21 protein-coding genes are annotated in these 22240 nt (G+C 34.3%); 5 read left to right on the forward strand and 16 right to left on the reverse strand.

What is annotated here, in order from left to right:
* Positions 1 to 154: 154 nt before the first annotated feature.
* The gene (locus CES88_RS16655) at positions 155 to 466 is read left to right on the forward strand and encodes a transporter substrate-binding domain-containing protein (RefSeq protein WP_365993269.1); all 312 of its coding nucleotides are present in this window, start codon (positions 155 to 157) and stop codon (positions 464 to 466) included.
* A gap of 24 nt (positions 467 to 490) precedes the next feature.
* Here the strand turns inward: CES88_RS16655 and CES88_RS12405 are convergent, their stop codons facing one another.
* From CES88_RS12405 to katG, 4 genes are read right to left on the reverse strand one after another with little or no spacing between them, the layout of a single operon-like run.
* The gene (locus tag CES88_RS12405; protein WP_290734828.1) at positions 491 to 1393 is read right to left on the reverse strand and encodes a prolyl oligopeptidase family serine peptidase; all 903 of its coding nucleotides are present in this window, start codon (positions 1391 to 1393) and stop codon (positions 491 to 493) included.
* Complete coding sequence (locus tag CES88_RS12410) at positions 1339 to 2349, reverse strand: DPP IV N-terminal domain-containing protein (protein WP_290734830.1); 1011 nt, start codon at positions 2347 to 2349, stop codon at positions 1339 to 1341. Before CES88_RS12410 ends, CES88_RS12405 begins: the two co-directional genes overlap by 55 nt.
* Before the next feature lie 43 nt (positions 2350 to 2392).
* Complete coding sequence (locus tag CES88_RS12415) at positions 2393 to 2830, reverse strand: pseudoazurin (RefSeq protein ID WP_290734831.1); 438 nt, start codon at positions 2828 to 2830, stop codon at positions 2393 to 2395.
* A gap of 49 nt (positions 2831 to 2879) precedes the next feature.
* Positions 2880 to 5108: a catalase/peroxidase HPI gene (katG, locus tag CES88_RS12420; protein ID WP_290734832.1), complete on the reverse strand. Its 2229-nt coding sequence runs from the start codon at positions 5106 to 5108 to the stop codon at positions 2880 to 2882.
* Between the two features lie 228 nt (positions 5109 to 5336).
* Between katG and CES88_RS12425 the strand changes: the two genes are divergently transcribed.
* Positions 5337 to 6068 carry a glutathione S-transferase C-terminal domain-containing protein gene (locus tag CES88_RS12425; protein WP_290734833.1) on the forward strand — a complete coding sequence of 244 codons (732 nt, stop codon included), beginning with the start codon at positions 5337 to 5339 and terminating at the stop codon, positions 6066 to 6068.
* On the opposite strand, the gene CES88_RS12430 is transcribed toward CES88_RS12425, so the two are convergent.
* Positions 6065 to 6847 carry a transporter substrate-binding domain-containing protein gene (locus CES88_RS12430; RefSeq protein ID WP_290734835.1) on the reverse strand — a complete coding sequence of 261 codons (783 nt, stop codon included), beginning with the start codon at positions 6845 to 6847 and terminating at the stop codon, positions 6065 to 6067. The genes CES88_RS12425 and CES88_RS12430 overlap by 4 nt on opposite strands.
* A gap of 178 nt (positions 6848 to 7025) precedes the next feature.
* Here CES88_RS12430 and CES88_RS12435 point away from each other — a divergent pair, with 178 nt between their 5' ends.
* A complete protein-coding gene (locus CES88_RS12435) occupies positions 7026 to 7511 on the forward strand; it encodes a hypothetical protein (RefSeq protein WP_290734836.1) in 486 nt (161 codons plus the stop codon).
* A gap of 25 nt (positions 7512 to 7536) precedes the next feature.
* Here CES88_RS12435 and CES88_RS12440 read toward each other — a convergent pair whose 3' ends face one another.
* The 7 genes from CES88_RS12440 to CES88_RS12470 all read right to left on the reverse strand — a co-directional run bounded on the left by CES88_RS12440 (position 7537) and on the right by CES88_RS12470 (position 15623).
* Positions 7537 to 10587 carry an efflux RND transporter permease subunit gene (locus CES88_RS12440; RefSeq protein WP_290734838.1) on the reverse strand — a complete coding sequence of 1017 codons (3051 nt, stop codon included), beginning with the start codon at positions 10585 to 10587 and terminating at the stop codon, positions 7537 to 7539.
* Between the two features lie 3 nt (positions 10588 to 10590).
* Complete coding sequence (locus CES88_RS12445) at positions 10591 to 11253, reverse strand: hypothetical protein (RefSeq protein WP_290734840.1); 663 nt, start codon at positions 11251 to 11253, stop codon at positions 10591 to 10593.
* Positions 11253 to 12551 carry a TolC family protein gene (locus tag CES88_RS12450; RefSeq protein WP_290734842.1) on the reverse strand — a complete coding sequence of 433 codons (1299 nt, stop codon included), beginning with the start codon at positions 12549 to 12551 and terminating at the stop codon, positions 11253 to 11255. The genes CES88_RS12445 and CES88_RS12450 overlap by 1 nt, the downstream gene beginning before the upstream one ends.
* Complete coding sequence (locus tag CES88_RS12455) at positions 12541 to 13005, reverse strand: MarR family winged helix-turn-helix transcriptional regulator (protein WP_290734844.1); 465 nt, start codon at positions 13003 to 13005, stop codon at positions 12541 to 12543. Before CES88_RS12455 ends, CES88_RS12450 begins: the two co-directional genes overlap by 11 nt.
* Positions 13006 to 13156: 151 nt before the next feature.
* Positions 13157 to 13861 carry a transporter substrate-binding domain-containing protein gene (locus tag CES88_RS12460; protein WP_290734846.1) on the reverse strand — a complete coding sequence of 235 codons (705 nt, stop codon included), beginning with the start codon at positions 13859 to 13861 and terminating at the stop codon, positions 13157 to 13159.
* 76 nt (positions 13862 to 13937) lie between these two features.
* Positions 13938 to 15107 carry a multidrug effflux MFS transporter gene (locus tag CES88_RS12465; protein WP_290734848.1) on the reverse strand — a complete coding sequence of 390 codons (1170 nt, stop codon included), beginning with the start codon at positions 15105 to 15107 and terminating at the stop codon, positions 13938 to 13940.
* Positions 15108 to 15173: 66 nt separating this feature from the next.
* Positions 15174 to 15623, reverse strand: a complete 450-nt coding sequence (locus CES88_RS12470; protein WP_290734850.1) for a DUF4442 domain-containing protein — start codon at positions 15621 to 15623, stop codon at positions 15174 to 15176.
* A gap of 93 nt (positions 15624 to 15716) precedes the next feature.
* Between CES88_RS12470 and CES88_RS12475 the strand changes: the two genes are divergently transcribed.
* Both CES88_RS12475 and CES88_RS12480 read left to right on the forward strand, forming a co-directional pair.
* Positions 15717 to 16613 carry a hypothetical protein gene (locus CES88_RS12475; RefSeq protein ID WP_290734852.1) on the forward strand — a complete coding sequence of 299 codons (897 nt, stop codon included), beginning with the start codon at positions 15717 to 15719 and terminating at the stop codon, positions 16611 to 16613.
* Complete coding sequence (locus CES88_RS12480; protein WP_290734853.1) at positions 16610 to 17320, forward strand: phosphatase PAP2 family protein; 711 nt, start codon at positions 16610 to 16612, stop codon at positions 17318 to 17320. The genes CES88_RS12475 and CES88_RS12480 overlap by 4 nt, the downstream gene beginning before the upstream one ends.
* Here CES88_RS12480 and CES88_RS12485 read toward each other — a convergent pair.
* The 4 genes from CES88_RS12485 to CES88_RS12500 are packed head-to-tail and all read right to left on the reverse strand — an operon-like array spanning position 17317 to position 22202.
* Positions 17317 to 17697 carry a response regulator gene (locus CES88_RS12485; protein WP_290734855.1) on the reverse strand — a complete coding sequence of 127 codons (381 nt, stop codon included), beginning with the start codon at positions 17695 to 17697 and terminating at the stop codon, positions 17317 to 17319. The two genes, CES88_RS12480 and CES88_RS12485, sit on opposite strands and share 4 nt — an antisense overlap.
* Positions 17681 to 19186: an ATP-binding protein gene (locus CES88_RS12490; protein ID WP_290734857.1), complete on the reverse strand. Its 1506-nt coding sequence runs from the start codon at positions 19184 to 19186 to the stop codon at positions 17681 to 17683. Before CES88_RS12490 ends, CES88_RS12485 begins: the two co-directional genes overlap by 17 nt.
* A gap of 17 nt (positions 19187 to 19203) precedes the next feature.
* The gene (locus CES88_RS12495; RefSeq protein WP_290734858.1) at positions 19204 to 19671 is read right to left on the reverse strand and encodes a hypothetical protein; all 468 of its coding nucleotides are present in this window, start codon (positions 19669 to 19671) and stop codon (positions 19204 to 19206) included.
* A complete protein-coding gene (locus CES88_RS12500) occupies positions 19668 to 22202 on the reverse strand; it encodes a SpoIIE family protein phosphatase (RefSeq protein ID WP_290734861.1) in 2535 nt (844 codons plus the stop codon). The genes CES88_RS12495 and CES88_RS12500 overlap by 4 nt, the downstream gene beginning before the upstream one ends.
* Between the last annotated feature and the right edge of the window lie 38 nt (positions 22203 to 22240).

Below are 22240 nucleotides of genomic sequence, written 5' to 3' on the forward strand. Positions count from 1 at the left end.
GCACGGGTAATTCTCCTTTTAAATTTGTTTGTTGCAGAAGAATTTTATCAGATTGAAATATCCGTGCTTATCTTGATCTTTTTAGTCTTGATTCATCGTGTTCCACTGTCTAACGAGAAGAGCCGTTGTTGCCATTGTAAGAGGAAATTAAACAATTGAGTCTAGAGCAAATGCAACACTGAAAAGCGAAAATATTAAAAATTTTTCTAATAATAGACAGGCCTTACTTTTTCTTCAACGAGATCGAGCAGATTACTTTGTAACAGAACTTAACATAGGAAAAGAAGAAGCAAAGAATTATTCAGATATATACAATGTTGGTACTGTAGAAAAAATTGATATTTATACTTATCTACACAAGAAACATATAGGCCTCATTCACAGAATTGAACAAGGAATCAAATCACTCAAAAAAAGCGGTAGATTAAAGGAAATTGAGCAAAAGCATAAAAAATCAGTGAAGTAGGTTTCAAATATTAGTGCGAAAAAATTAATTCCATCCTAAGGATGTCTGAGCTTCAAGAAATTCAAACATTTTCTTATATTCATCTACTCGCTCAGCAATAGAACCACCCGTATGCCCTTGTCCATCCATCATATAAATAAAGTGTGGCATATCTGAGGACTTGAGTTTCTCTATAAAACTATGCATGGTTGATGGAGGAACTCGACTATCCTTGGTTCCGTGTGTAATAAAAATGGGAGCTTTTAGTTCTTTAAAGTAATTGATAGGAGATCTCTCTATATAGAGATCTTCATTTTCTTCATAAGGCCCCAGCATATATACAAGCCAATCGGGAATATTGGATGTTTTATAAAAATCAATTAAATCAGAAAACCCTGCCCAACAAATACCAAAGCCGAAGGGATAATGTGATTCTTGTCCTTTAAAGTTTTCGGGAAGAGTTAGTGCCCGTAGAGTTGCATACCCACCATGACTTCCCCCTTCAAGGCCTATCTGAGAAGGCTTAAGATTAAACCTTTTCTCCAAAAACTTTGCTCCCCATAAGAGGTCGAGAATTTCGCTTCCACCAAGATCTCCCCTAATCTTCTCTTTCCATTCTTTACCATGTCCCCAACTTCCTCGAACTGCTGGACTTAATCGGACAAAACCTAATTCAGCAAAAATTTGATAATTCCCATTATAGTAATTCCCCCCTCCATAGAATGAAGTAATTACTGCCCCCTTAATCTCTCCTTTGGGAATAATCACATAGGCTGGAATTTCCAATCCATCATAAGAAGGATAAGTAATATATTCATAAGAAGATTGAATTAATAGTTCAGCCCCTTTCTTAGAGAAAGAAAGATCAAACTCACAAACCCATTTAGAATTTGTTAACTTATATAGACTTCTCTTTGGAGTTTGCCGTGATGCGACTCTCCAATCCAAATAAAATCTTTATTATAAGTACTGAAAGAAATTTCTCCATCAAGAGTTAAGTCACAGTCTAATTGTCTTATTTGCCCAGGGAACTCTTCTTTGTAAGTAAGAATAGAAGTCTTGCCTTCATTAGGTCTTTTTATTGTAGAAATAAAATAGCGAATCCCTTCAGAAACATTATAATCAAAGCCATCTGTTAGGTAATTCACATTGGTAAGTTTTAAAACTTTCTTCTCTATAAAATCATAGTAGTATAAATTTTCATAACCGCTTTTATCGGAAACAAAGTAAAAACCTACTTCGGTATCAACCTCGTTTTCTAATAGGTAAAACAAACCACTTTCAAATTCCTTTGGAATAATTACTTCTTTTGTTCCTTCTTTAATATTAACTAATGAGAAATTATTATTTGTTCTTTCATTATTTCTATCAACATTAAGAATTAAATATTCTTTATTCTTCGAAGGAATCACTCTCCCCCATCCAACTCGGTACTCATCATCCTCATCGTTAATAATAAACTTACTTTCTCCATTACTAAGATCTAGAGAGTAAATATCATTTCTAAAAAGCCCTACTTCATTCTTCTGTCTTGAAGAAAAAAACGCAATCCCTTCATCAGTAATATGGATGCAAGCTGTATATTCATTACTTGTAATTTGATTTATTTCTTTGGTTTTAACATCAATAGAGAAAATATTAAAATTTTCTTGATTATCTCGGTCTGAAATTAGGTACAATTTGTCATTGAGAACTCGAAGAGGTCTACAACTGCGCATATTGAAATCAATATTCGAAAAAAGTTCTCCTTCCTCCAAAGAGGAATGCTTCTCTCTATCAAAGAGATATAACTTCTTCTCACCCTCTCTTTCATACATATAGAGAAATTTCGAAGAATCTTCTAAAGAAGTAAATTCTGAAAATGGGAATGCCTCTAGATACTTTTGTGTAAAATGTTTTTCCATACGCTATTCTATAAAGGCTTTACCACTATTTCAACTTTAAGATTTATTTTACAAGTTTAAGATATTCTTCAAGTCTTTCTTTATTCATAGAAATTTTCTTCTTATGGACCTCGGCAAATTTCTTTGCTTCTAAAAGATTTTTGGCCTTTCCGACTTGAATAACTCCTACCATGCCCATAGCATAGTGATTCTTGCATTCAAAGATATAGACACCTTCTTTTTCAAATTTCACAACGACTTCTTTATCTCCTTTCATCTCCCAAGTTTCAGCTCCTTTAGGAGTAAAAACAGATCGTGGGATATGTCCTTTTGTAGACGGAAGAAACGTAATTGAATCTCCAACTTCAATCTTTAAAAATGCTGGAGAAAATATCATTAAGCTTCTTTCCTGTCTGTTAAGCATTTCAACTTTATGAGACTTTGAATAAGAAGAAAATGAAACGAAAAGTAATAGAAAGATAATAAAGTTTTTTTTAATCATAGCTATCCATAAAAAATGGCCCAGTATATTTACTGGGCCTACTAAATATTTACTTTAAATCAAAACGATCTAATTGCATTACTTTTGCCCAAGCTTTTACAAAATCTCTTGCAAACTTTCCTCTTCCATCATCGGAAGCATAAACTTCTGCAATTGCTCTTAATTCAGCATGGGAACCAAATACGAGATCAACCGGAGTTCCTGTCCACATAACTTCATTAGTCTTACGATTAACTCCGTTGTAAAGACCAGGAATTTCTGACTTCACCCATTTTGTAGACATATCTAAAAGGTTTACAAAGAAGTCGTTGCTCAATGTTCCAGGTCTCTTAGTGAAAACTCCATACTTAACACCATTAGCATTAGCATCAAGAGACCTTAATCCACCGATGAGTACAGTCATTTCAGGGACAGTGAGAGATAACATATTTGCTTTATCGACAAGCATATAAGTTGGAGTTCTCATTGTTTCTTCTTTAAAATAGTTTCTAAATCCATCTGCTTTTGGTTCAAGTACTGCAAATGATTTTACATCCGTTTGCTTTTGTGAAGCATCCATTCTTCCGGCTTTAAAAGGAACTTTAATCCCTCTGTAGCCTGCTTTTCTTGCAGCTTCTTCAACTGCAGCTGCTCCACCTAGAACAATAGTATCAGCAAGCGAAACTCTTGAACCATCGACAAGAGTACTATTGAAATCTTTTTGAATTTTTTCCAATATTCTAAGAACCTTTGACACTTCCTGTGGATTGTTTATATTCCAATCTCTTTGAGGAGCTAAACCAAGACGAGCACCATTTGCACCACCTCTCATATCAGTCCCTCTAAAGCTAGATGCTGACGCCCAAGCCGTTCTAACGAGTTCAGGAATTGTTAATCCTGATTTTAAAATTCTTCTCTTCAATGCAGAAATACCAGACGCTCCAATTAGTTTATGATTTCTTCTTGGAATTGGATCTTGCCAAAAAAGGATTTCCTTTGGCTTATCTTTCCCCAAATATCTTGCAACTGGTCCCATATCTCTATGAGTAAGCTTAAACCAAGCTCTTGCAAAGGCATTTTCAAACTCTTTAGGATTCTTTCGAAATCTTGTCGTAATTTCTTTGTAGATAGGATCTCTCTTAAGAGCTATGTCAGTTGTAAACATTATCGGAGCATGTCTCTTTCCTTCAACGTGCGCATCAGGAACTAAATTTGCTGCATTTTCATCTTCAGGTATCCACTGAATTGCTCCTGCTGGACTCTTTGTTTGCTTCCAAGTAAATGCATATAAATTATCTAAGTATTGAGTTGTCCAAAGAGTTGGTGTTGCCGTCCAAGCTCCCTCTAGTCCAGATGTAATAGTATCTTCACTATGGCCCTTTCCACACTTATTCTTCCATCCTGTTCCCTGTGCCTCAAGTCCCTCTGCTCCTGGGTCTTTACCGACACACTCTTCAACTTTATGAGCTCCATGGGCCTTCCCGAAAGTATGTCCACCAGCAATAAGAGCTACAGTTTCCTCATCATTCATTGCCATTCTCCCAAAAGTCTCTCGTATATCTTTTGCAGCAAGAAGAGGATCAGGAACACCATTTGGTCCTTCTGGATTTACATAAATTAATCCCATCTGAACAGCAGCAAGAGGTCTTTCTAATTTTCTCTCACCTTCATATCTCTTATCATCTAACCATTTTGTTTCTGGCCCCCAATAAACTAAATCAGCTTCCCAATCATCTACTCTACCTCCTGCGTAACCAAATGTTTTAAATCCCATATCTTCAAGTGATACGTTACCTGTTAAAACAATTAAATCTGCCCAAGAAATTTTCTTTCCATACTTCTTTTTAATTGGCCAAAGCAATCTTCTCGCCTTATCCAAATTTGCATTATCAGGCCAACTATTTAGAGGTTCGAACCTTTGCTGTCCTCCCCCCGCTCCACCGCGACCATCGAGTACTCTATAAGTACCTGCACTATGCCAGGCCATACGAATAAAGAATGGTCCGTAGTGACCGTAGTCTGCTGGCCACCAATCTTGTGACGTTGTTAAAGTTTTTCTAATATCTTTTTTTACTGCATCTAGGTCTAAACTTTTAAATTCCCTTACGTAATTAAAGTTCTTCTCCATTGGACTAGACTCTTTAGCGTGTTGTCTCAGAGGACTAAGATTAATCTGCTCTGGCCACCAAAAACTATTTGGTTTAGCTTCTCCTGGAGAAAAATTTGACAACTTCTTCTCAGGTGTTGAACAGCCGACCAATGACAGTAAGGCCGCCATCAAGATGACTTTTGAATTCATACAAACTCCTTTTTATAATTTAAAAATTAAATGGTCCCTAATTATCGTTTAATACCAAGGCTAAATACAATCTATTTCCTCTATCAAAAGATAGAGAGCCTCTATCAGAGGGAGGAAGTATTAAGATTTCTTGAACATTCATTAGTTGATAATTTCATTAGGATTTATTCTAAAGCGTGGAAAGCCTTATTTTTCTTGTTTAGATCATTTGGTAATATATAATAAGTTATGAGTAAAAATGAATTAATTCTTTGGTTGGGAGACTCCCACGTAGAAACGATATCTATAAGGTGTTTCTTTATATGTAGATTACTTAGTTACTGCGAAGTAGACTTTGAAGTAAAGTGGGTTAAGCTTCCAGAAGAAGCAAAGAAACTCGATATCGAAGCAAAGCTTATACCTATTTTAAACATGGGTGGTAAGAAGTTAACTTGTCCTGAGATTATTGAGTTTTGCAGAGTACGAATAAATAAACTTGATAAAGAATTACTTTTTCCAGATTATAGTTTAGTTCAAACGATTACTTTTCAATGGGCCACTACGACACTTCTAGGTCTCTATGTTAATTACGTCTATACATGTGACCAGACTCGCCAAAGATTCTTTAAAGACTTTAAAAATTCACATTCAGAGATTAATGATAAGAACTTACATCAAATTTCTCAACTCATGTCTCAATGGGTTGATCATTGCGCAAGTATCAACATACCAAAAGAAGAGTATGACAATCATGTCTTTCAATTATTAGAGCACTTTGATAATCAATTGAAAGATCATGATTTCTTTTTTGGAAATGTTATTTCAGCAACAGATATCGCTATTTTCAGTTTCGTTTTTCTTATATGTAATCCTCACATTCACAAGTTCAAAGAAAAGGTCAGACAATCGAAAAATCTTTTTCAATGGAGCAAGAGAATGGACCACCTTACTCAGCACGAATATAGAAAATATAGAATTTAGATTTTATATTTAGTACTAATTTTTAGAAGCTTTCCATTTGAAATGAGAGATTTAAATTCCTTATCAATAATTTTCTTTAATTTTTTTGAAAAGCTAAAGTTCTTATTTATTAGCCAAAAAAACTCTTCCTTCTCTGCTCCCTTAATTACTGAATATGAAATATCTGAGTACTCTTTGAGAGTTGGTAGTACTCTCTTTAAAACTTCAAGTCGGGTCAAGCCAATTTTACATCTCTTAGCACTTACAAGATCAATTATTCGCCCTAGTGCTTTTGATAATCTCTTTACTTCTTTACTTGGAATTCCAAAGTTTTTATATGTATATCCAGATTGACCACATATTGGAGAATTCTTTAAAATTAAATCAGCTGTTTTCATCATTAATTTTTTATCATCACTTTTATGAAAGAAGTAAGCTGGAGTCATTCTATATATTGGAGTCGTTAAAAGATAGTTTCTTTCTCTTTCTTCGTTTGAAGCCGCGTCTAAAACTAAGTGAATATTTCCATCAATGGCATCCTTAAGGCAACGTTGCCAAGGTTTTATGACAAATTTAAATTTTATATTATTTTTCTTAAAGATCTCTTCAATAATATCTCTATTGTAGCCAGAGAATTCATAACCATTATTTCCCTCTGATTTAATGGGATTAGAGTAAGGCACCCATCCAGTATCCTCTGCACAGATATTAATAACCTGATCTTTTGGAATTACTGAGTCCGCGCCAAAAGCGCTAGAAGTGATAGAAAGTAAAAATAGAATAAAGCCTAATCTAATCAAAAACTAATCCTCAAATTATTAAGTGAAACTCTAAATAAATATATATTACTCTACTTTTCTCTATCAGGTTTAAAAAAAGATAGAAATTAGTATAAAGATTACCTAAAGAAACAGATTTCTTTACCAATTACTGTAGAAAGTTTACCTTCAGGAAAACTTGATAAAATAGGGGTAGAGCTTGAAAACGATCTTCATTATATTAATAACTTACTCAAGTATCATAACTGCAAGTGAGGTATCTCCTCAGGCCAGTGATATGAAATTTATCACAGATTTTACAACTTTCTCATGCAAGAGTTTTAGCGATAAAGTCAGTGCACCAGATGATATAGTCGACCTCCAAGTTGAATACACAAAACTTGGAATTTCAAGCTCAACTCGTCGAGTTTTAATTGATATAAAATCTCTAGATGGAGACTGTTTTTATTCTGCAGATTATTCAAGAATAAAGGGAACAACTCAACTAAACTTTGAAAAATCCTACATGACGAAGACTACAAAGTGCTCTACCTTAAAAGATAAACTAGATGAAATTATGAAACCAGGATTTAAATATAGAATAAAGTTCAACGCTTATATCTCAATGTTATTTCTAAAAAAAATGAAAGGTCAGTGTGAAGATGTAAGTGGAAATAACTTAATCGAATTTCAGTGGATATTATAAAAGAAAAGGCCCGATGGGCCTTTTCTTATTTTACAAATTTCTCTTTTCCACTAATTCTACTTATAAAATCCTTTGCCTTATAAACAAGTAAGTGGACTACTGGAACGAGAAAGTAAGTAAAGATAATTGAACCAATCATCCCTCCAATAATTACTGCTCCCATCGCAGACTTAATTTTATCTAGTGCAAATAACTGAGGAAGAGTTCCTGCAATAATCGCAATTGAAGTCATTAAAATAGCTTTTAATTTTTCCTTTGCTCCAAGCCAAATGGCTTCTCGAACTTCTACTCCTTCTACTATTTTCTGCTGAGCATACTCAATCATCAAGATCGCATTGTTTACAGCAAGACCAACAACCATAACCATTGCCATCATCGATCCAATATTAACCGTTTGATCCGTAAAGAACATCAATGTAATAGACCCTAGAAAAGATGTTAAAATCGCAGACCCAATAGATAAAGGAAAAACAAAGGAATCAAGAACTGCAACAAGTAACATATACGTTAAAACCACAGCAAGCATAAATGCCTTTCCAAGCTCTCTAGAAGATTCGGACTGATTCTCAGCATTTCCAGTATAGGCATACTTAATACTTGCTGGAAGTTTTGCTTCTTCAAATTTAACAGAGAGCTCCTTCATAACTGTACCAGTATTAGATTTCGCAAGATAACCATTCAACTGAATAATACTCTCCTTATCTCTTCTCTTTAATGGGGAAGTTGCCTCTGTAAACTTCACCTCACCAAGTGTTGCAATAGGAATAAGTCCATCTTTTCCGTGAATCAAGAAAGAATCAAAATCTTCAACATTCTTTTTAAAGTCATCACCCAGAGTTACGTTAATGTCGTATTCCTCTCCATCCTCTTTATAAACAGAATCATCATTTCCATTAACAAGACCTCTAATAACTTGCCCAATCTGAACATTTGTCAAACCTTGTCTGATAATCTTTGAAGAATCCGGATTAAATTGAATTTCCATTTTTGGGACGCGGTAAGAACTCTGAACGGAACCAAAATATCCACTATTTGCCATAATTTCTTTCATCTTCTCTGAAGTCTTAACCATCTCAGAAAAGCTACTTCCAGTAACATCAATCGTAACATCGCCAACATTCCCAGAGCTTGAGCTACCACCAGAGAGAGTAATCTCAGCTTCAGGAATTTTAGTTAAATCAATTAAAAGATCACTCATAAGAACATCATAACTCTTAGCTCTCTCACTGGCAGGAACTAAGCTCACGCTAACTCTTGCCTTCTCTTCACCATCATAACCAATGTCAGCCAATGTACTTTTTACTTCTGGGTAATCTTTTAGAAGCTCATCAACTTTAGCCACAACAGTTCCTGTTTTCTCAACTGGAGTACCATCAGGCATTACAATTGAAACAGTATATTCATCGCGGTCAGACTTAGGAACAAACTCCGAACCTAATCTACTCCCAGGAAAAACAATTGAATAGAAAACCGCAAGAGCAATAAGTGTTGTGAGAATAGGCCAATCCATCATTTTATCAAAAAACCACTTATATTGTTCTGTAAGCCAAGCAATGAATTTATCCGAAAGGCGGGCAATTTTTGGAAAAGGTCCCTTTAAAGTAGTAGGGTCTTTCAGGAGAATCGAGCAAAGCATTGGAGTCAAAGTAACTGATGCCATTATTGAAAATATTGTTGCGTACACAACAGTCATTCCAAACTGAACCATGAATTGCCCCACAATTCCTCCCATGAATGCAAGAGGAGTGAAAACAACAAGATTTGTACCAGAAGAAGCAAAAATTGCTAAGAGAACTTCCTTTGTTCCATCAATAGCTGCATCTTGAGAATTCTTCCCTTGTTGAAGATGTTTATAAATACTTTCGATAATAATCAAAGCATTCGCAATAAGAGTCCCAAGACAAGTACCAAAAGCAAGCAATGTCATCATATTTATTGAGAAGTCAGACATGTCCATTATAAAAAATGTTGAAATAATAGAGGTTGGAATAACTACTGCAGCGATAACCGCACCTCTCCAGTCCCCTAAGAAAACAAGTAAGATAACAATGGTAAGCACAATACCGAGTAGAATACTTTGAATCGTACCGATTGTATTATCTAAAGTAATCCTAGTTGTATCAACTGCAACTTCAAGTTTCATTCCTTCTGGCAGCTCCTTCTTAATTACTTCTAATTCAGTTTTTAAAGTTTTAACAATTTTAACAGCGTCACCATCAGATAATTTTTTAACAGCTATACCAACAGTGTCTTTACCATTAAATCTCGCGATAGAATCAACGTCTTTATAACTATCAGTAACTCTTCCCACTGATGAAAGTTTAATTGTTCGCCCTTCTTTAGATACTATAGGAAGATTTTCAATATCTTTGACGCTTGAAAATTCACCTACAAATCGTACACTAACTTTTGAATCTTTCTTATTAATTGAGCCACCAGGAACATTGAGGTTCTTTCTGGCCATTGAATTGATGACATCTTCAATAGAGAGATAATTTTGAATTAGTAAATTATTATCTAAATCAACATTAATCTCCCTCTCTCTACCTCCAAAAATATCAACAGTGGCGACGCCATCAATTGCCGATAGTCTTGTCTTCAACTTCTTATCTGCAAACTCATATAGCTCTGTTAAGTTATGCTTATCACTCATAAGAGATAGGTTTGCTATCGGTTGAATGAGAGGGTCAAATTTTGCAATAATTGGTCGGTCTGCACCATCAGGAAAGTCATTAATAATTGCTTCAACTTTATCTTTAACCTCAATCGATTTAATATTAACATCAGCTTCAATTAAAAATTGAATAGTAACAACTCCATAACTATCACGCGCCTCTGATTGAATATTTTTAATTTGAGAGATTTCAGAAACAGCATCCTCAACTCTCTTTAGCACTTGAGTTTCAATTTCCTCAGGAGAAGCTCCGCCATATACAGTTTGCACGGTTATAATAGGAAACTCAACCTTAGGAGTTGGCTCAATAATTAAATTACCAACAGAGACAAGACCCATCACCATAAAAATGGCAATAAAGATGATTGTTGTTGCTGGACGTTTTACAAATATTTCAATCATAATTTACTCCACCTTCTTAATGACTAAAACTTTTTGTTCGTCTTTTAAGTATCTCTGATCACTAACCACTATTTCGTCTCCAGCTTCAAGGCCAGATTTAATTGCGTAGTAGTCATCATTGTTTCCAGAAAGAACGATGTCTCTTAGTGTGACTTTATTTTTATTCTCTACAATGAAGACATGTGCTTTCCCACCTCTTGTTGAAACTGCTGCTCTTTTAACTACAACTGATTTTTCAAGGTGTCCTATCTCCACTTGAATAACAAGAGATTTCTTAGCGATTATATTTTTAGAAAATGTAATCTCAACAGTATACAACCCCGATAATTGGTCAACTTCTTCTGAAATGAATGAGACCTTTCCATTATAAATAACATCATCTCTTGTAATTCTTGCTATTGCTCCAATTTCAAGTTTTGATGAGACCTGAGGAGCGACAAGAGATCTAACAACACGATTTCTTGCTCTCACTCCAGTTAAAGTGACTGTATTTGACAATGATCTTCGACTTGCCACTTCAGTAAAAACAGGAACTCCATTTTCTTCCCAATACTTATAGAGAGTAGGAACATCTTTATTATTTGCCTTCTTTACTTCCGCAGCTTTCCAAAAAAGCCCCCCGGTGTAAATGGCAACGGTAATTAGTAAGAATAATACTTTTTTCATTACTTACCCCTCTCAGGACTTGTCGTCGTAAGTCGTTCTATGTCAATAATTGTATTTAAAATTTCGAACTTAGTTCCTGCATAGCTAATTCTATTATTTGTTAAGAGTAGCTCACTATCGTTTAGTTGAAGCTGTGAAACTCCACCAGTAGCGAATGCCCCAAGAGATACCTTATATGATGAAAGAGCTAATTTAATGGCCTCTAATTCAGATTCAAGTTTTCTCTCTAAACTTTCTTTTTGCTTATAGAGCTTTTCTAATTGAACTTTTTGATTTCTCTTTTCTTGAGTAAGCTGTAACTTTGCAATTCTTACTTCTGTTCTTCTGACTTGAATAGCATCATTCTTACTACCACCGAATGGCCAATCGAATGTGAACATTAAACCAAATGTTAAATCTTCTTGTTCTTTGATTTTGTCTCCAAGAAATCCGTCTTTATAATTTGTCGGTGAAAATGTCGCGAAAGCATTAAGCGTAGGCATTCTATTGGATTTTTCACTTTCAATAGAAAGCTCTCTTAACTTTAAGTTCTCATTTAAGATTTTCACGTCAAGATTATTTTCAACATTACTCGCATTTGAATCATCACGGAGAGAAATCTCTCTTAAAGATTCTTTTTCAAATCTAACTTCACTTCCTTCTTCAATGGCCAAAAAATTTAGCAAATCAAGTTTCGCGAGATCAAGGTTTTTTTCCGAGTCAATCAGAAAAGGTCTTCGGCTTGCAATATCAGCCTGCATTTTTAGATTATCATTACGACTAATTCGTCCGTACGAAACTCTTTTCTCAAGAGTTTTCTTATTTTGGTTTGCATTCTTAAATGAGTCTTTTGAAGCTTTAAGTAAGTCATTGCTATACAAAACTCTATAGTAGAGCTTTCTGGCAGTATTTTTTACGTCAGCTTGAGTTACAAGAGACTTCACTCTACTTAGTGACTCACTACTCTTTGCAATATCAATTGCACTACTTAGTTTGCCGAAAGTGTAGACAGGTTGAGTGACTCCAATAGAGCCTTTCTCATTCCAGTCGTAAGCATTTGGAGCAGCACTTCCCTTACCTCTAGTTTTTTGAATTTGAGCCTGTAGTGAAAGAGTTGGATATAGAGATGAAGTCGAAGCTTCGACTTTTGATTTTGCGATTTCAATTTCAGCGCTTGAAATTCCAATGGCCTCATTTCTCTTTAAGGCCATTTCAATAACTTTTTCTTCATTTAGACTAATTACATCGGCGCTAACAGAACTAGATACTAATAAAGAAAGAGTCACGGTCAAATTAAACTTATTCATTTTAAACATCATGTACTCCCCCTTTACTCATACACGATTCGATGTACTCTAATTGTTCTAATAATTTCGTTTTCTCTTCAGAGCTAAATTTTGACATTATTTCAGCAGTCATCTCAAAGTATTTTGGAATGACTTTATCAAGAACGTTCTTTGCCTTATCTGTGAGAACTAAAGTTCTTGCTCTCGAATCTGTCGGATCAATTCCTCTTACGATCAGTTCTTCCTTTTCAAGTCTTGAAATAAGTCCGGACATATTGGCCTTAGAAACGAAGAGTTCTTCAGCAATCTCTGTTGCTTTAAGTTCGTTATTATTTGAAAACTTCAAAACAAAGAGCACATCCATTTGAGGCTTCGTTAAAGAAAATTCACCAATAGACTTCGTAATCATCTTATCTAGATGGCTAACTGTTCTGGCCATCCTTGCAATGATATTTATGTCTTGTCCTTCCAAACTTATTCTACTCATACTTACACCTTAGTTAACATCTTAACTATAAAGTTAACATGTTAACGATTTGGGCTCAATTTAATTTTTTAGAAAGAGTTAGTTAAGATAGATAACTAGCCTTTAAAATCAGATACTTAATAAATTTATGAACGATTAACAAGGTTGAACATTATTGAAGTAAATCTTCGAGGCTCTTATAGTTCCCTGATTCAATAACAGAAGTATTAGCCTTTTTGATTTTTTCTTTATTGGTATTACTCATTTTCTTACTTACGTGAATCCAATTTTTTTGATTATTTAAAGTGAAGATATTAAAGCTATTTTCACTCTTAATATTGTTCATTCTTAAAAAATATTCAAAAGCAGCTGATGAAACAACGACTAAGTCCACCCTATTAAGTAGAAGCATATGCAAAGACTTATTGTAATCTTGAACAAAGACTTGTCCTGGTTTTTCAAGGGCATCAAATTCTTTGGAATACTTTGCTCCTCTAATTAAAGCTATTTTCAAACTACCTATCTCTTTAAGACTTTTAATCTTAATTGCCTTCTTAGTTATTAAATAGTTTATATTCCCAAGAGTCGGAGTTAGCGCAGAAAACTCCCCACGATACTTTTCTGATGGGTAGAATACGCCTAAGTCAACTTCCCCATCCTTAAGTAGCTTTATAGCCCTCGCATAAGGAACCAACGTATAAGTAAATTTTAATCCTGATCTCTCTTCTATTTTCTTACATAACTTATAGACTACTCCGTCTAAGTCTCCTTTTTCATTTATGTAGCTATAAGGGGGAACATCAAAAAGAGCGACACGTACTTTAGCAAAAGAAGTAAAGACTATAAAAAATAAGAAAAGAGAAAGTAATACTTTCAAGTATTAGTCCTAAGAAAGTTGATGACCACTATGTTTTACCATAAATATACAATATTTACTACTCGCGAATAAATTTCTAACCTTCAGACTTAATACCAAAGAAATAAAGAAGAAAAGTTAAACTATTAAAGACTAGTAAAGTCGTAACAAGTGGCCAAGCAGTTCCATTTGCAAACACAGTAACAAGAACTGACCCAAGAGATGAAACACAGAACTGAATACTTCCCATCATTGCTGATGCAACAGCGGCCCTCTCATGCTGAAACTCTAGCGCCTTCGCAGTAATATTTGGAATAATAAACCCTATAGAGCCGATGGAACAAAATAAAGGAACAAGAAAGAATGGCAGACTTAGATGAAAAGTTACGGACAAGAAAGTACATAAGGCTGCAAATAATGCGAAGATAGAAGCTTTCTCTAGGATAGCATCAATTGAGTACGTATTTAATAGTCTTGCATTTACCTGAGAGCAAACAATGAAGCCAAATGCATTTGCTCCAAAAATAATTGGATATGTCCCCGTAGAAACTTTAAAAATATTTAAGAAAACAAAGGCGGAACCGGCGATATAAGAGAACATGCCTGCTGTAATTGTTCCACTTACAAGTGCAGCAATTATAAACTGCCTATCTTTCAATAAATGAAAGTAATTTACAAATCCTTTTTTGAGAGGAACACTATTTTTCAATGTTTCGGGAACTTTGAAGATAGAACCTACAAGAGTTAAGCAGCCAAAAAGAGCTAGGAAAATAAAAATCATTCTCCAATTAAATAACAAAAGAATCTGAGTGCCTAAAACAGGAGCAATAACAGGAGCGACCCCCATAATGAGAATGACAAGAGAGAATACTTTTGCAGCCTCTCTTGGCTCGAACATGTCTCTTATTATAGCTCTAGTGATAACCATTCCAACACATGAACCAAGAGCTTGAATAAATCTTAGTCCAATTAATGTTTCCAAGTTTTGAGCAAATGAAATAAGCACTGAAGTTATAATAAATATTATAATTCCAAATAATAATGGTTTCTTTCTTCCAAATCTGTCAGAAATGGGTCCATAAATTAGCTGACCGATTGAAAGGCCTGCAAGAAACGATGTTAGAGAGTATTGTATATCTTCGGTTGCGACTAAGAGATCCTTCCCAATCTCAACAAAAGCCGGAAGATATAGATCAATTGTCATTGGCCCAAAAGCCGCCAAGGCACCTAGAGTAATGAGAAGTGATTTTTCAATATTTTTAGACATGAAAAAACACTACTCCTCATCGCTGAGCAATACTAGATAAATTAAGGTGAATTTTTTCTTAAAAGTTTACTTTTTGCTGAACAATTTTTTTGCGTCTTTTCTTCGAATATATAAAGTTTTATTTACTCGAGCTACTACTTTATTTTCTTCATCAAGTATTTCAACTGCATACTTAGGTTCAAAACTAAATGATCGTAAACATTCTTTCTTAATAGTTTCAATTTCATCTAGAGAAGTTTTAAAAACCACACGAACCTCCCCCTTTGCTGGTATCACATAGTCTATACTAGCCCCCTTATCCCAAACGATGTGCTCATCCTTTAAATGATGGAGAAGTATAAACATAAGAAAAGGATCACACATAGAGTAGAGAGAGCCTCCAAAATGTGTTCCAACATAATTTGTGTTGAAAAACCTCTGCTTCATCCTGACTTCTACTTCAGTAAAAATCTTATTAATAGACTTAACATAAATTCCAGCTCCAAGATATGGGGGCCAAAATCTTATTAATTTCAAAATTGTGCGAGGCTCTATAAAGTTAATTAACATAATTAAGTCCACTACTAGTTATTTATTTTAATTCCAAACTTTAGTTACTATAATCCAACCATGAAATTATTTCTACTCCTCCTTATGTTTGGCAATACGTATTCTTCTGAATACTTGCACTTAGTTCCTCACCTTCAAAAAGATGAAGCGACTTTAACAGTGTCTTCAAGTCTCTATGCTGAAGAAAAGACATATGAGAAAGATCTTCAAGTGATTGATCTCACAAATCAAGAAGGATATGTTCAGACTCTTAACTATAAGAGAGCAACTAGCGAGCGGCTAACTTATGAAATCGAAATACAAGCATTAATAAGTGGTAAGTATAACGAAACTTATTCTGGCCCATTGAGTTTTATATCAGACAAGAGAGATCAGAGTCACGGAATTAAAGAGCCTGTAGGAAAACTCTATTATTGGTTTCCAAGTAGCATTAAGAACTTTGATCAGGCTCTATTCGCTTCATATAGACCGAAGCTCTATGAGCCTAAGGCTCACCAGTTCTTCAATGGTAGACATGAAATAACGTTAAGCTACTTATATAAGTACCAAGAGAGTATTTTTGAAATTAGTGGTGAAGTTTTTTCTACAATTTTCGGAAAAAAGGAAGTAAGGCTAGATTCTGGAGCAGAAGATACTATTGATAGTTTTACTGAAGTTGGTCTAAAGTTCACTCCAGGGCTTATATTTGAGGCCTTCTCTATTCACTTACTTACTTCCTACTCTTCTATGACTGACTACAATACTAGAAATCAATTCTTTGAAAGATATAGCGACAAAGGCTACGCTGTTGAAATTGGAGGTAAAATCAATTGGAGAATCCTAAAGAACCAAGGATTGTCTTTTAGTTATTTAGAAAGAGAGTCTTACTTTAATTCAATTGAAGAAGACCTTTCAAGAAATATAGAATTTGAAATTGATAGTGAAGAATATAAATTAAGCTGGTGGATTCTCTTATGAAAATATTTTCAACAATACTTCTACTACTTAGCTCTTTAAATTCATTTTCAAAAGACCATGCATGGTACAGTGACTTTATAAGTCCTGTGACGACTGACGCTAAGTACATTACCATGGGAGGCCTCGCTGCAACTCTTATGGTCTATTCAAATAAATCTCACAGAACTTACAGAAAGAGAGATTCACTAGATCAAGCGAAACCATTTAAAGACTACGGTATAGTTGGAGATATAATGGGTAGGGGCCTTCTAAATGCCACCTACGCCATAGGTTTTCTTGCTCACGGGTACTTTGCCGAAAATGATAATAGTTTGCGCAGTGGAGAGCATATGGCCAAAGCCTCTTTATATGCAACATCTCTAGTTATGGTCACAAAATTCTTAGTAAGTGAAAGACGACCAGGCTATCCAGATGATGATGACTCTTTTCCTTCTGGTCACGCTGCGGGATCGTTTGCTTTTGCCTCTGTCGTAGCGGCAAGACACGGTTGGTACTGGGGTGGAGCTGCATACTCCGTTGCAAGTTTTATTTCAATAAGTAGAATAAATGATGACTTTCATTATCTCCACGATGTTGTGGCAGGAGCAACAATAGGAGCCGCATTTGGCTGGGGAACCTATTACAACTACAAGTCAGGTAAACCTTACTTTCTAGCTCCAATACTTGTCGATGATGGTGGAGGATTAAATATAAGCTGGAGTTATTAGAACTTTAAAATCGCTTCAACTTTCTCCATAAGTCTCTGCCTGTTAAATGGCTTTACTAAAATATCCTTCACACCTATTTTCATGGCCAAGAGAGTTTCTTCTTTTGTTAAGCAACCTGAAATCAAAAGTACTCTTATTTTACTAAGTTTAAAAGATTTTTTAAGATTCTCTACAAATTCAAGTCCTGTTCTATTTGGCATTGATTTATCTACAATAATCAAATCAAACTCTTGGTTATTTAACTTCATCATTCCTTCGAGAGCATCTCTTGCAAGAACAACATTGCTAAATCTTGAAGACATATCCAAGAATATTTTTATTATCTTACAAATTTTCTCTTCATCATCAATCACAAGAACATTAAACTTCTTCTTCATGAATATCTCCAATTACAATATCAAGCTTATTTAAAACATCATCTCTCGTCAGAGGAGTATTAATAGTATCTTTAATTTTTATTTTCTCATTCTTAGATTTATCTCCACACTTATATAACTCTAAATTCTTATTTTTCTTCAGTAGAATATCTATATTCTCCTTCAAGAAAAGAGATTCCCCAACAATAACTTTAGAAATATTGATATTTGAAATTAGTGCTTCAGACTTTGCAATACTTCTTGATAAGAGGAAGAATCCGCCACTCTCATCGTTAAGTTTTGCATAGAAGTTTAAGTTACTATAGTCCTCATCAATTACAAGTACTTTCACATCATCAACTTCATCTAAATTTGAAACTCGAGTCTCTAATTCAAGATAATTACTCAATTCTGCAGAAGGAAGCTCAATTGAAAAGATACAACCATCAGATGAATTGGCTTCAAGTCTTAATTCTCCCTGATGTTCCTCTACAATTTGAGTCGATAAAGAAAGACCCATACCTGTCCCTTCCCCCATTTCCTTCGTTGTAAAGAATGGATTAAATATAAAGTTAACATCTTCCTCAGCAATACCACTTCCAGAATCTTTCACTGAAATAATTAAAGTATCGTTGTCGTCAGACGTAGTAGCATAAATTGAAACTTTCTTAATCTTACTTTTAGATTGTACAACAGAATCAAGGGCGTTTTTTAAAAGATTAACCAGAACTTGCTCAATGGCCAATTCGTCAACATATGCGGAAATATCCATATCAGAAAGAACTTCTAGATCAACTTCTTGTCTTTCAAAAGAAGATGATACAAGTGTTACAGATGACTCTATCAAACTCTTCACAGAGATAAATTGCTTACACTGAACACCTTCATGAACAAACTTCTTCATATTTAAAGTAATTTTATTAATTCTAAGAAGAGAGTTTTGAATGTTGGAAATCGCTTCGACTATATCTTCCCTTGAGCTTAGAGATTCTTGATTTTCAAGAAGAATTTCTAAAATTTCAGTACTACCAGAAGCAATTGTTAGTGGATTACTTATTTCATGGGAAATACCTGCTGATAACTCTCCTATACTTTTAAGCTTATCCGCTAGAACAAGTTGTTTATAAGAAACCTTCAACTCTTCCACTTGTTTTCTATACTTATCATAAATTGATTTCTCAATTGATAAGTCATTTATACAAATAAGTATTTCATCTTCAGAAATAATATTTACCTTCATTACACAATTAAAAACCTCTTCAGATTCAAAGAACTTTACTTGCCCTTCTTTACTCACGACAGAGCGCTTCTTCTCTGTGACCTCTAAAATTTGATCTGTAATATTTATTTTATTATCAACGGATACAAATAGATTACCCACATCAGAAATTTTCTTCATTTTCCTAGGAGAAAGCCCCGAAAAGGTTGAAAAGTAATGATTATAGTAAACAATCTCTAGCTTCTCGTTAACGATTAACACAGGTTCAAAAAGTTGGTCTAAATATTTCATTTCTTCATCCATATGTTCTATTTAATAAATTGAAAGTACTGCTCTTCAATAGCATCAAACTCAAGCTCCTCACCTGCGCAATCAGGGCAATTGGCAGAAGGAGCTTTACTATTAACAATATCACTCACCTTTAAATGTATCTTAAATTCTTTGTCACAAGACTCGCAGTAGTAAGGGGCATAGAAAGATTCTATCGTTGCTCCTTCTCTTATAAATCCATGAACCATATTTACTTGTTCAACTATTATTTGACGGCAGTTTCTATACGTTAATTTTGCACTCTTATCTACAGACTCTAAGAAATTCACCCACTCTCTAATACCGCAAGAGTTTATCAAAGAGACTTCTTCGAAATCAAAAACAACCTGCCCCTTAATTTTATCCTCTAAAGAGGAAAAATTTGAGTCCTCATCAATAAGTCCTGAAAATATAACAACTAATGTATCCTCAACTTGATTCGTAGTGATCTTTAGACCTTCACTCATGCTTCTTCCTTTACTTCAAAATAATGAAACGATGTAACTCTTTCTTTATAGGTTTTAAATCTCTTATTTTTTTCGATTATGCAAATGACTTCTGTTCTCTTACCGGGATGAGTTCTAACAATGAATTGATTAGAATATGAAAAGGCAAGAAATAATCCCAACCCAGCTCCACCATCCTTATTTTGATGCTCCCTTTCTCTAAAGCTTCTTTCCAGATTGTTTATTATCACTTCTCGATTAAGTCTTCCCGTAAAATCTATAACACAGATAGCGATATGGTTCGCCCCAACTGCCAAAGAATAATCAATGGATTCAGACTCACTTAGAACAGGAGTCTCACTTCTCTCCATAGTTGATCTCTTATTAAAAAGCTCTCCTTCACCCGAGTGGTAAATGGCATTTGTTAACAATTCATTACTAATAATTTTCAGGTAATCAATAGGACTTTCAAAATATCCATCCACATCAAGAGTTCCTAGAAGGTTATTTATTTTTAAAAAGTCTTCCTTAGACTTTACTGTCGTATTATGAAATCTATACTCATCTAAATATTCACCAAGAGATAAATTACTTTGGCAGTTATTCATGTTATGTAAAATTTCAGAAGCTAAATCCTGTGAATTTCTTCCAACTAAATGATTTAGTTTTGGATTATTTTTTAAAGTTAAAACATTCTCATTATCCGAGAGATTAGAGATATAAAAAGTATTTTCGAGGTTGACCGCTTTATCGGTGACAAGAATGGGAGCATTTAATAAAATTTTCTTCTTCAATTCACTTTCCAACTCATCATCAGAGATGCTGAACTCAACTCCTCCGCTCCCACAGTTGACTGAAACACTAACAATCGTTATGTCGTCATCAATAGGGCATTCTTCGTAGAAATCAAATGCGTCCTGAACAACACTCTTTCTGAAGTTTGAATTATCTTCACTCATATGGCCATTTAAAGACTTTAAAAACCGTCTCTGTCCATACTCTTTTTCAGATTTATTCTTAGATTCTAAAATCCCATCTGTAAAAAATAAAATTCTATCGACACTGCTTAAATCTAAATATTCGTCTTTATAATCACCTTTCTCTTTATGACCAAGACGAGGACCAATACTTCCAAGCAAAGGTTTAAAGTTATTCTTTTGACCTAGACTAATATCCTTCCCTACAAATAAGGGAGGGTTATGTGAAGCATTTGCATATATAACCTTACCTTTCTTTTTATCCAAGACACTGCAAAATGCCGTCATTAACATTTTCCCTTCTAGACACTGAATAGAAGTATTCATAAATTCTAAAACAGCAGCGGGAGACTTCAGAATATCTCGTCCATTTTGTTTTAAATTCTCAAGGCAACAATGTGCCGTTGCAGTTAAAAGGGCGGCAGGAACACCATGTCCAGTAGCATCAGTAATAAGAAGAACAAGCCTATCTTCATCTTCAACATAGCCCCACCAATCTCCTCCACACTCACTTGCTGGCTTATAGAATGATGATATAGAAAATTCTTTTAACGAAATCTCTTCCTCAGGAAAGTATGTTGATTGTACATATTTTGCAGTTTCGATTTCATTCTCAAGTCTAGCCTTCTCTTTCATCTCATCCATATAGCGAAGAATTTCCTCACTCATATAGTTTATAGAATCACCAAGGGCTCCAATTTCATCACGGGAATGGATATCAGCCTTCTTATTAAATTCTCCTTTTGAAATTGAAAGAGTCAAATCATAGAGTTTTTCAATTGGTGACGTGAGAGACCTTGAAAAAAGTAGAGCAATAAAACCAGAGAGAGAGAGAACTACAAGACCAAACACTTTTGATTTTCCAATAAGATAATCGTTTACCTTATAGGCTTCACTTCTCAAGATTTCAGTTATAAATACAAGGCTATACTTTGTATTGAATTTAAAAGATAGAATTTTAGGACTACCTTTATCAACAACGATAGTCGCCTCTTTAAGCTTACTCTCTAAGATTTCATCTAGATAACTCTCTCTAGAATTTCCCCAAAAAGGTGTTCCATCTAAATTTAAGATATACGATTCATACTGCGAAAAAGAAGATGAAATCTCTTCTAACTTTGTCGTATTTAAATACATTAATAAAGTTAGACCACTTTCTTTATTCTTATACTTTAAGAATAAGAATGAAGTAGATTCATCATTTATAATCCTAAATCCTTCTCTATTTTCCTGGGAGTAACTTTTAATAATTTTCTTATACTCTTCTACTGAAAGGCCAATATCTTCTATTTTGCTAATATTATAGAAAGTATCCTCTTTCCCTTCTGACGAAATAAGCTCCAAGTGAAAAACATCTTCATAACCAGAAAGAATATTTTTGATTTTATCTTTAGGCATATAGCTAAGGATATGTAGTTTTTCAAACGATGAATTAAGATAACTCTCCATTCTCTGATTGAAAGAGACATTTGCTTCACTACTATTTCCATAGATATAGGCAGACTTATCTTTTTCAAAGAGTCCAAGAGCAAAAATAGCATAGAGAGAAATAGAACTTACCAACAAGCCCGTCATAATCACTATTAATTTCACCTTTAGAGGAAAAACTACCC

Origin of the sequence: Halobacteriovorax sp. JY17 (assembly GCF_002753895.1) — a bacterium.
In the GTDB taxonomy this organism is placed as follows: Bacteria; Bdellovibrionota; Bacteriovoracia; order Bacteriovoracales; family Bacteriovoracaceae; genus Halobacteriovorax.